This is a genomic window from Streptomyces sennicomposti (assembly GCF_019890635.1).
GTDB classification, from domain to species: Bacteria; Actinomycetota; Actinomycetes; order Streptomycetales; family Streptomycetaceae; genus Streptomyces; species Streptomyces sennicomposti.
Map to the genome: position 1 here is coordinate 32,839 of NZ_JAIOAB010000065.1, position 10,086 is coordinate 42,924.

8 protein-coding genes, 1 tRNA gene and 3 pseudogenes are annotated in these 10,086 nt (G+C 66.3%); 9 read left to right on the forward strand and 3 right to left on the reverse strand.

The genetic code is table 11. The annotated features are described in order from the left end of the window. The first annotated feature begins 315 nt into the window (after positions 1–315). From K7787_RS26890 to K7787_RS26900, 3 genes are all read left to right on the forward strand, one after another. A complete protein-coding gene (locus K7787_RS26890; protein ID WP_223003244.1) occupies positions 316–879 on the forward strand; it encodes a hypothetical protein in 564 nt (187 codons plus the stop codon). A 219-nt stretch (positions 880–1,098) separates the two neighbouring features. Beyond that, complete coding sequence (locus K7787_RS26895) at positions 1,099–3,381, forward strand: DEAD/DEAH box helicase (RefSeq protein ID WP_223003245.1); 2,283 nt, start codon at positions 1,099–1,101, stop codon at positions 3,379–3,381. Between the two features lie 163 nt (positions 3,382–3,544). Beyond that, positions 3,545–3,617 (forward strand) — tRNA-Lys (locus K7787_RS26900). A gap of 34 nt (positions 3,618–3,651) precedes the next feature. On the opposite strand, the pseudogene K7787_RS26905 reads toward K7787_RS26900, so the two are convergent. Continuing rightward, positions 3,652–4,215, reverse strand: a pseudogene (locus K7787_RS26905) (site-specific integrase); the annotation flags it as partial. Positions 4,216–4,309: 94 nt separating this feature from the next. Next, positions 4,310–4,730: pseudogene (locus K7787_RS31965) on the reverse strand (ATP-binding protein). A gap of 137 nt (positions 4,731–4,867) precedes the next feature. Between K7787_RS31965 and K7787_RS26910 the strand changes: the two are divergent. The 5 genes and pseudogenes from K7787_RS26910 (at position 4,868) to K7787_RS26930 (ending at position 8,073) form a co-directional block, all read left to right on the forward strand. Continuing rightward, positions 4,868–5,285, forward strand: a pseudogene (locus tag K7787_RS26910) (GNAT family N-acetyltransferase). Between the two features lie 136 nt (positions 5,286–5,421). Continuing rightward, entirely contained in the window at positions 5,422–6,012 is a 591-nt protein-coding gene (locus K7787_RS26915; protein ID WP_247721323.1) for a hypothetical protein, read from the forward strand. 247 nt (positions 6,013–6,259) lie between these two features. Further along, positions 6,260–6,637 (forward strand): TIR domain-containing protein, encoded by a 378-nt coding sequence (locus K7787_RS26920; protein ID WP_223003246.1) that lies wholly within the window; start codon positions 6,260–6,262, stop codon positions 6,635–6,637. Positions 6,638–6,640: 3 nt separating this feature from the next. After that, positions 6,641–7,600, forward strand: coding sequence for a caspase family protein (locus tag K7787_RS26925; protein ID WP_223003247.1), 960 nt, complete (start codon positions 6,641–6,643; stop codon positions 7,598–7,600). Further along, positions 7,597–8,073, forward strand: coding sequence for a hypothetical protein (locus K7787_RS26930; RefSeq protein ID WP_223003248.1), 477 nt, complete (start codon positions 7,597–7,599; stop codon positions 8,071–8,073). Before K7787_RS26925 ends, K7787_RS26930 begins: the two co-directional genes overlap by 4 nt. Before the next feature lie 158 nt (positions 8,074–8,231). Here the strand turns inward: K7787_RS26930 and K7787_RS26935 are convergent, their stop codons facing one another. After that, positions 8,232–9,299: a hypothetical protein gene (locus K7787_RS26935; RefSeq protein WP_223003249.1), complete on the reverse strand. Its 1,068-nt coding sequence runs from the start codon at positions 9,297–9,299 to the stop codon at positions 8,232–8,234. A 365-nt stretch (positions 9,300–9,664) separates the two neighbouring features. Here K7787_RS26935 and K7787_RS26940 point away from each other — a divergent pair. Beyond that, positions 9,665–10,086 (forward strand): hypothetical protein (locus K7787_RS26940; RefSeq protein WP_223003250.1); only part of this gene is annotated, 422 nt, incomplete at its 3' end.

A 10,086-nucleotide genomic window follows, 5' to 3' on the forward strand; every position in this document is an offset into this window, starting at 1 on the left:
GATCCGCGCGCTCGGGTGCGAGGACGCGTAGATCCGGCTGCTTGGGTTCGGGGGGCGGCGCGTAGGCCCGGCTGTTTGCGTCCGGGGTGCGACGCGGGGACCCGGCTGCTCGTCCGTCGCGGGGTGCGGCTGAGGGCACCTGGCGGGGCGCGGCCGAGGGGGCCCGGCGAGGTGCGGCCGAGGGGGCCCGGCGGGGTGCCGCTCCGGCGACCCGGCCGCCCGCGCGGTGGTGCGGCGGTGTGGCTGGGGGACCGTTTCCTTTTGCGGGCGTGGGGAGTTGGGCACGGAGACTTCTTCCTCCCGGAGGTGGCTCCCGTGCGCCCCTTGTCTGTTCCCGTCCGGCTCGCCGCCGTGGCCGCCGCCCTCACCGCCGCCACCGGCTGTGTGAACGTGGCGGACCACGACAGCGGCGGCGCCCGGCCGTCGCACTCCGCGGGGCGCGGCGGCGACGCGGCCCACGAGGACGCGGCGGCGGGGTCCGGGGGCGGCGCGGGGCGGGCCGGCGGTCCGGCCGACGGCAAGCACGGGCACGGCGGGAAGACGGCCGGGAAGGACGGGGCGTCGCCCTCCGCGTCGGCGGCCTCGCCGTCGGCGGCGGCCAGCGCGTCGGCGACGGCGCCCGGCAGGCCGGGGCAGCCCGGGAAGCCGCCGAAGGCGGGCGACCCCACGCCGACGGACGCGGCGCCGCCCCCGCAGCAGACCTCGGCCGCGCCGGAGCCGCCCCCGGCCTCCACCCCGCCCCCGCCGCCCGCGACGGAGCCGCCGCCGGCCGAGCCCTCGTCGTCGGCGCACGAGGGCCCCGGACCGCAACTGGAGCGGCGCGAACCGGCGCCGTACCCGGGCCGGCCCGGGCGCAGACCGGGAGCGACGACCGTCTGACCTGCCCCGATGGCGCTGCTCGCCGACGGGTTTGCCTTTGGGGGTGAGGAGTGCGTATGGTGGTAGATCGTTTGATCCCATTTGCCCGGCGCCCACGCAGAGCGCGCCGTGTGGCGCGTACTCTCCTTTGCCGTGGCTGACCGCATCGAGGCGGTCGTGGTGCGAAACACGGAGTTGACGGGCGCGTGCCGAAGAGACTCCGGAAGGTTTCGCATTCGCATGTCCATTGCCAGTACTGATCACGTCGTCGTGCCCGAGAGCACCGAGGACGCCCTGGAGACCCAGGACACCTTCGAGGCGCCCGAGCGCGTCGAGGACCAGGTCTCCGACACCCCCGAGGACCAGGCCCCCGAGCTGACGTTCGCGGACCTCGGCCTGCCCGAGGGCGTCGTCCGCAAGCTCGCGCAGAACGGCGTGACCACCCCCTTCCCGATCCAGGCCGCGACCATCCCGGACGCCCTGGCCGGCAAGGACATCCTCGGCCGCGGCCGCACCGGCTCCGGCAAGACCCTCTCCTTCGGTCTGCCGACCCTGGCCCGCCTCGCCGGCGGCCGCACTGAGAAGCACAAGCCGCGCGCGGTCATTCTCACCCCGACCCGTGAGCTCGCGATGCAGGTCGCGGACGCCCTCCAGCCGTACGGCGATGTCCTCGGCCTCAAGATGAAGGTCGTCTGCGGCGGTACGTCGATGGGCAACCAGATCTACGCCCTGGAGCGCGGCGTCGACGTCCTCGTCGCCACGCCGGGCCGGCTGCGCGACATCATCAACCGCGGCGCCTGCTCCCTGGAGAACGTCGAGGTCGCCGTTCTCGACGAGGCCGACCAGATGTCCGACCTGGGCTTCCTGCCCGAGGTCACCGAGCTGCTCGACCAGATCCCGGCCGGCGGCCAGCGGATGCTGTTCTCGGCCACGATGGAGAACGAGATCTCCACGCTGGTCAAGCGCTACCTGAGCGACCCGGTCACGCACGAGGTCGACAGCGCCCAGGGCAACGTCACGACGATGTCGCACCACATCCTGATCGTGAAGCCCAAGGACAAGGCGCCGGTCACCGCCGCGATCGCCTCTCGCAAGGGCCGCACCATCATCTTCGTGCGCACCCAGCTCGGCGCCGACCGCATCGCCGAGCAGCTGCGCGACGCCGGCGTGAAGGCCGACGCGCTGCACGGCGGCATGACCCAGGGCGCCCGCACCCGCACCCTGGCCGACTTCAAGGACGGCTACGTCAACGTCCTGGTCGCCACCGACGTCGCCGCGCGCGGCATCCACGTCGACGGCATCGACCTCGTGCTGAACGTCGACCCGGCCGGCGACCACAAGGACTACCTGCACCGCGCCGGCCGCACGGCCCGCGCCGGCCGCACCGGCACGGTCGTCTCGCTGTCCCTGCCGCACCAGCGCCGCCAGATCTTCCGCCTGATGGAGGACGCGGGCGTCGACGCCTCGCGCCACATCATCCAGGGCGGCGCGGCCTTCGACCCGGAGGTCGCCGAGATCACCGGCGCCCGGTCGATGACCGAGGTCCAGGCCGAGTCCGCGGGCAACGCCGCGCAGCAGGCCGAGCGCGAGGTCGCCCACCTCGCCAAGCAGCTGGAGCGCGCGCAGCGCCGCGCGACCGAGCTGCGCGAGGAGGCCGACCGCCTGGTCGCCCGGGTCGCCCGCGAGCGCGGCGAGGACCCGGAGACCGCGGTGGCCGAGGCGCAGGCCGCGGCCGAGCGGACCGCCGAGGTGACGGTGCCGGAGCAGCCGGCGGCGCAGGACGTGGACCGCGCGGACCGCGCCGAGCGGGCCGAGCGCGAGGAGCGCACGGCGGCTCCGTCGTCGTACGAGCGTCGCGAGCGCCGGGACGACCGGGGCGACCGTGGCGACCGGGGCGGGTTCAACCGCGACCGGGGCGACCGTGGTGACCGCGGCTTCGACCGCGACCGCGCCCCGCGTTCCTTCGAGCGCCGTGACGACCGCCGGGACGACCGGGGCGGTTTTAATCGGGACCGTAACGACCGCGGCTTCGACCGCGACCGCGCGCCGCGCTCCTTCGAGCGCCGCGACGACCGCGGTGGCTTCAACCGGGACCGCAACAACGACCGTGGCTTCGAGCGTCGTGACGACCGTGGCGGCTTCCGCCGCGACGACCGGGCCGACCGCAACGACCGTGGCGGCCGCTCCTTCGAGCGCCGGGACGACCGTGGCGGTTTCAACCGGGACCGCAACGACCGTGGTGACCGTGGCTTCGACCGCGACCGCGCCCCGCGTTCCTTCGAGCGCCGCGACGACCGCCGGGACGACCGTGGCGGCTTCCGCCGCGACGACCGTCCGGCGCGGCGCGACGAGCGTGGCGGCCACCGGGGCAGCGACCGCCCGTTCAACCGCGACCGCCAGGGCGACCGCCCGGGCTTCCGCTCGGCCGGCCACGACCGCCCCTACGGCCGTCGTGACGACCACCGCGGCGGCGGCTCGTTCGGCCGCCGCGAGGACAAGCCCCGCTGGAAGCGCAACGGCTGACACCTGCTGAGGTGACACCGGAAGGGCCCGTACGACACCACTCGTACGGGCCCTTCCGCATCCCCGACAGCCTCACCCGTACGCCACACTTCCGCCCGGCTCCCCGATACCCGATCGGCGACGCGGCCTCCTACGGCTATGCTCGGGGAGGCAACATCGCCTGGGGCCCTTAGCTCAATTGGCAGAGCAGTGGACTTTTAATCCATTGGTTGTGGGTTCGAGTCCCACAGGGCCTACGGATGCGGGGGAGGGTTCACCCCCTCTGACCTGCTACGCAGCGCCCGGGTCGGCTTCGGTCGGCTCGGGCGCTGCTTCGTTTTCCGGCTCTTGCGTGAGCGATCCGTGAGCGGTTGCGCCTGTGTCCTGCGGATCGGCCGGGACCGAGGCGGACGGTTCGGCAGATGCCGGACGAGAGCGGGGGATCAGCTTCGCCGCCTTCTCGGCGACCTCACGGTCCAGCTCGGGGAGCAGGCTCGTGTACGTGTCCGACGTCAGCGTGGTGGTGGAGTGCCGGAGCGTCTCCTTCACGGTGTGGATGTCGCCACCGCCTCCGTGTGTCAGCGTCGCGGCCACGTGGCGCAGGTCCCGCAGGGTGATGGGCGGCAGGTCGGTCGTGGCGAGGATGCGGCGGAAGGTCTCCGAAACCTTCTCCGGGTGGACCTAGGAGCCGTCTTCCTTCGTGAACACCTTGCCGGTGTCCTGCCAGGCGGAGCCCCACTCGGCGCGCTCTTTGTCCTGGCGGGCTTTGTGGTCGCGCAGCACTGCGATGTTCATGCTGTCGAGCGCAATCGTGTTTGCGCTGCCGTCCGTCTTCGACTCGGACTCGTAGGGGTCTCAGCCGTCGACTGGCGTGGTCGGAGGCCGTCGACGTCCGGGATGGGTGGGGTCACTGTGGCCGGGGTGCTCACTCGTCGCTCCCTATGAGGAGTTAGGCCCATACCTCTTTGCCCCATGGACGCCTGCCCAGGCCGTGCAGGTCAAAGCCCCAGCGGTCGGCAATGCCGTCAATCAGGAGCAGGCCACGCCCTGACTCGTCGTCCTCACCAGCCTGGCCGTGGACCGGTAGGCGCGAAGGCGCCCCGTCCACGACCCCCACATGTACCCGTGCCGCGCTCGGCCGCCCAACAATCAGGTGGATCGAGTGGCACGGCGTGTGGCTGACGGCTCTCGCGATCAGCTCTGACGTGATCAGCGTGGCGACGTCAGCGAAGTCATCTAGGTGCCGTACTCCGAGGGCGTCACGGACGAGCTTGCGGCCGATCTTGGCCGTGAACGGCTTACACGGGAAGGACTGGCTGTAGGCAGGTGGCTGGCGGGCGGACCTGAACTGGCGTACTAATACTCGTCATTGAGGTTGAGCCTTCGCGTTGTCTTGGCGCCCGGATCACCCCGGAGCCAGCCATCAAACTGTGACGTCCATCCTCGACACCGTCCGAGGCGGTGTACGCCGAAGCGCGCGCCGCTCCTCCACACGCCGAAGTATGCGGTGACCGCGTTCGGCGAGTGCCTGGACCCACACAGCGGCGATCCGGGGTTCACGGCCGTCCTCGCGTATGCAGACGGACATCCGGTCGGCTACACCTACGGCAATACCATCGAGCACGGTGACCGCTACTGGCAGCGCACGAGTCCCGCGCCGGCGGTGAAGTACACCGAGCATCCGGCCGTGGCCCTGAAGGAGATCGGTGTCCGGCTGGCCTGGAGGAAGACCGGCACTGCCCGGCGTATCCACGACGCCCTCCTCGCCACACGCGCCGAGCCGTACGTCACGCTTATGGTCAACCCAGCCGCTGGCGACGGAAAGGTCCGCGCGCTGTACAGGCTGGGTGTACGAGGCCATCGGGCAGAGCCAGCCGTCACCGGCCTCGCCGGGGCTCACTGTGATAGTCCGCGCGAGCCGCTGACCGGCCCCAAGGATCAACCGCTCAGTTCGTCGGAATGGTTCAAGATGCCGTTCCACTCGATGTCCACCACCCCGCAGCTCGGCAGACACCGCGCATCCAACACGGCGGATTTGCGTGGGACTCATACGCTCGGGGCATGACGATGACACCGCAGCAGCTTCGTGACCAAGAGCCAACTCTGGAACTGATCAACACCGAGCTCGCGTCGCGCATGGCACGGCAGTCGGAGTCGGGAGCGAAGGTGGACACGAAGACGGTCTTCCTGGTGGGGTTTGCAGCGACGGCTACTCAGTTCCTGGCCTCTCGGAGCTTCGAGCCGTTTACAGGCACCGCAGCCTTTGCTGCATACGCAGTTGCGATCGGCTACGGTATCGCGATCTTTAATCTTGCCGAATACGAGGACATCAAGCCTCGCGAGGTCCTGGACACCCACGGGCGTTCGACGAAAGGCGCGGCGCTGGTCGCGCTCGCCGCCACGAGGGTGGGGATGTTCGAGAAGAACGCCCATCTGCACGCGCGGAAAACAAGGCGCTGGACGGTCAGTCTGACCATGCTCGTGATCGGGGTCTGCCTGTCAACTGCCAGTATCTTGCTGCACACTGATGTCCATGGCAGACACGCAGAACCAGGGGAGCCCTCCCCCTCCCCCTCCACCTCCAGCGCCTCCACCCAGTCTTACGGATACCTTCGCCGATCCGACCCTCGTTGGCACGGAGAAGAGGGGTGAAGGCAAGCCGGCACCTTCCAGTGCAGGAAGAGGCAGGCCAGCCGCACAGGGCTGACGGTGCCTGGGCTCCAAGGCAACGACCCGTTCCCGGGTGGACAATCCACCCGGGAACAAAGCATGGCCGCCCATGGGCAGAGGGTTCATATCTGCTTGAGGCTGATTGGGCCATAAGCAACTCGTCTGTCAGTGGTCGCCGATAGCCTGTCTGGAACACATACCCCTGGTGAACTAGGAGAGTTGAGCGACCGTGACGACCAAGACCATCTTCGTGGCCTTCGCGAAGGAAGACGAAGCGTCTCGCAACCTTTTCACCGGCCAGCGAGTGCATCCCCGCAGTCCCTTCGAGTTCACCGACATGTCGGTGAAGGAGCCGTACCTCACCGAGTGGAAGCAACGTGTCCGCACCCGCATCCGGCGCTCCGATGGAGTCATCGCGCTCATCAGTAGCAGCACACCCAAGGCAACCGGTCAGCTGTGGGAAATCTCCTGCGCGGTATCCGAAGGTATACCTCTCCTCGGGATCTGGCTGAATGACGCGTACCGGGTGAAGCCGGCCGAGATGGGATCGGCGCCGTGCAGGACATGGGCCTGGGAAAACGTCGCCAAGTTCATCGATGCGGTCTGACACATGAAGCGGGCCCTCTTGGTCGGCATCGACCAATACGACAACTTCACGCAGCTCGGTGGATGCGTGAACGATGTAACCGCCCTGCACCCTCTGCTCGCTCGAAACGAAGACGACTCACCCAACCTGGACTGCCGTCTGGCGACGGCACCCAAAACTGGGCGGCCGGTTCGGCGGGACAGTTTGCTTGGCATGCTCGACGACCTTCTGTCTCCAGGATCCGACTTCGCGTTGTTCTACTTCGCAGGCCATGGAATGCCCCAGAACGGTGACGTCGCCCTTGTAACGTCAGATGGCACAGCCGCCACGCCCGGTGTCAAGTTCATTGAGGTCCTCAACCGAATCGTCCACAGCGATGTGAAAGAAACGGTCGTTGTCCTGGACTGCTGCTTCTCCGGTGGCGCGACAACAATCGCGGCACTCGGCAATGACCAGGCAGTTCTCCCCAAAGGCACCACTGTACTCACGGCGAGCCGAGGTGATCAATACTCAATGGAGACTGCTGACGGGCGAGGGCAGTTCTCTACCTATTTCGAGGGTGCGCTCGACGGTGGCGCTGCTGACGTGCTTGGGAAGGTGAACATATCCGGCCTTTACGCGTACCTAGCCGAATCATTCGGTGCCTGGGAGCAACGTCCGACACTCAAAGCAAACATCGATCGACTGCACAACATTCGAGAATGTGCTCCACGCGTGCCGCTGAAAGTGCTGCGAAAAATCACACAGTGGTTTCCTTCACCAAACTATAACTTGCCGCTCGACCCGTCGTATGAGCCGACCGAGCAGCCTGCGAATGCCGAAAACGAGGCCGTCTTCTCAGGACTTCAAAAATACCGCGCCTGCCGCCTCATCGAACCTGTCGGCGAGGATCATCTGTACTACGCAGCACTGAACTCAGCGGGCTGCATCCTTACACCGCTCGGTAAACATTACTGGCACCTTGTCAAGGCGGGCCGCGTATGACGCGCATCGGCATCACGGGACATCAGGGTCTGCCAGAAAAAGCGATTACACACGCCACGGAAAAGATTCGTGAACTCCTTGCTGAAACGGCGGCGCCACTGATCGGTTATGGCAGCCTCGCTGAAGGCGCGGACCAAATCTTCGCACGCGAGTTGCTCGCAGCAGGCGGATCCCTCCATGTAGTCGTCCCTGCAAATGGCTACGAAGGCACATTTCCCGAGGCCCACCGAAGCACATACTTCGCGCTGCTCGACCAGGCGGCTGAGGTGACGCGTCTGCCCTACTCGGAACCGAGCGAGGAAGCGTATGACGCGGCAGGCCAATGGGTCGCGCAACACTGCGAGGTGCTGATCGCGGTGTGGGACGGGCAGCCGTCGCGTGGCTTGGGTGGCACCGCTGACGCGGTGGCGCACGCGCTAAAGCTCAACCGCACGCTACGCGTGATCTGGCCGGCAGGAGTACGCAGAACCTGATCTTGAAACCGGTACTGCTTGCGTTTATTCGGCGCCGGATTCTTATCGATGAAAGAACATGCCCATACTGTGGTTTTGGCCTCCGCAACACCGGCCGAGCCGTTTGGGTTCGCCGATCCCGGCGGCCGAACTCGAATCGCCCCAGACCTCCCCTAAGTCTACATAATCAGGCGGCTTCGCAATTCCTTGGCCAGCTTCTTCCAGCCAACCTCGTGGGTCTCCTCCAGGCACCGAGCAATCAATGTGAGAGCGCTACCAGCCAGCCCGTTGTCCAATATTTGTGACTCCCGGGAAATTAGTTGCTCCACGACTCTTCGGCGCAACCCGACCTCCGCCAAGTCAAGCGAAGCGAGTGCCTCGATTGCCGTTGCTATATCAAGGTCCAACAACGCCGGTAACATACGTCGGGCCATGCCCACGTCATCGGATGCATTGGCAAGCTGGACACAGTGGTCGAAGAACTCTGGGTCAGGGGGCCGCACGCGGTAAAGCTCTGCAAGATGGTCGGTGGCCAGCCTCTGCACGCCCTGCTCTGCAGAGCTTAAGACATCCACCACATCGTCGTTATCGAAACCCGGTCCAGAGGCTAGGGCCAACAGTGCTCGCTTGCGCAGCGCCTTCTCCTCCAGTTCATCGGTGGCAATTTCTGCGACAAGATTATAGTCTGCCCGACTCAGCTTTTGGCTATCCTCCAGCATGCGTGCTACAGCTGCTCTCCGGTTCCTTGCTTGCTGAGCGCGCAGCGTCAGGTAAAAGAGATTGGCCAGACTGCCACGCAGATGCGTCCCAAAGGAGCCGTACGTAAACGAAATTACGGTCTCTTGGCGACTATCGGATTCCAGGTCATTCATCAGGGCGACCAAGCTGCGCTCTCTCTCGCCACTGACATGTTGCAGATCAGGGACGTGACGCCGCAGGCCTTCGATCGTGACGTAAGTCGCGTCCAGGCAGAACAGAAGAAATGGCTTCCCCTCGGCGCGAGCTTGCTTCAGTTCCGTTGTCCAGGTAATCTCCCCGAATTCTTCGACGATAACGAATACGCACAGGGTAGCCTCATCGACCGTCATTTGCGAGTTCGTTCGCCAATTGGACCCTGCGGCATTCATGTGTAGAATTCTTCCGGACTGATAATGCAGCGGCGTACCGCCGAACCCGGAAACGACATCTGTGAACTCGGCAAGAACACGGTTGGTGTCTGCCGCTCCGCAAAGCATCACCTTCAGCATGCGCAGGAGCGTAACCCTTGGCGCACGCGCCCCAGTATGGCTTCGCCGCAGAAGATGGTCCGCCTGGCGCTCACGATCACGAGAGGGCACGGGCAGCGATCGTTCACGATCCGCACCGCACGACTTCGTGCACCCAGACACGACTCCTGCAGTAGAGAATTGATTGCTTATGACCCATTTGTCAGTAATGGGGCCGACTATTTTTTATGGATTTCCTGGACTGCACTGCCAAACCATCAAAATGCTGCCAAAGTCCTCTTACTGCCGGAGGTGCAGGTGAGTCGGGTCCAATGGGGGGCGACGTGTGGCCGTATCGCGTGCGCTGGGCTGCTTGGAGAGCACTGTCGTTGTTGGCACTCGTCTTCATGATCATGGCAGTCTTCTGGCACCGCGAGGTGCTTGCACCGCCTGTCAAGTTGGTCGTTCCGCCGTACACCACCCCAGCCGTCGAGCAGAAACTCCTTGCCACCTCAGACCTGTCTTCGATTGGGCGCGGCTCCTGGCTCCCCATGCAGGACGGCCCTCCCGACACAGGTCTGTTTGTCGGTTCAGGCCGGCTGAGAGCCGACTTTCGGCGCCTGACGGTGGTGGGGGCGTGGCAGCGTACCTGGGAAAGCGCCGACGCCAGGGACGTGGTGCAGATCCGGTCTCTTGAGATGCGTCAGGCCGCCTACGCTCGCATACAAGCGACACAGTCCTGTTCTCCAACCAGCGAAGTGCAGGTACGGAAAGCCGACCGGGCGGGGTTCATTAAACGTAGTGCTGGCTACGCATCTGCATGCGCGGC

What these genes read in the sequence shown, in the direction of transcription:
- K7787_RS26895 (WP_223003245.1), top strand. Translation starts at nt 1,099, where the DNA reads ATGTCCATTGCCAGTACTGATCACGTCGTCGTGCCCGAGAGCACCGAG.
- K7787_RS26915 (WP_247721323.1), top strand. Translation starts at nt 5,422, where the DNA reads ATGACGATGACACCGCAGCAGCTTCGTGACCAAGAGCCAACTCTGGAA.
- K7787_RS26925 (WP_223003247.1), top strand. Translation starts at nt 6,641, where the DNA reads ATGAAGCGGGCCCTCTTGGTCGGCATCGACCAATACGACAACTTCACG.
- K7787_RS26930 (WP_223003248.1), top strand. Translation starts at nt 7,597, where the DNA reads ATGACGCGCATCGGCATCACGGGACATCAGGGTCTGCCAGAAAAAGCG.
- K7787_RS26935 (WP_223003249.1), bottom strand. Translation starts at nt 9,299, where the DNA reads ATGCTGAAGGTGATGCTTTGCGGAGCGGCAGACACCAACCGTGTTCTT.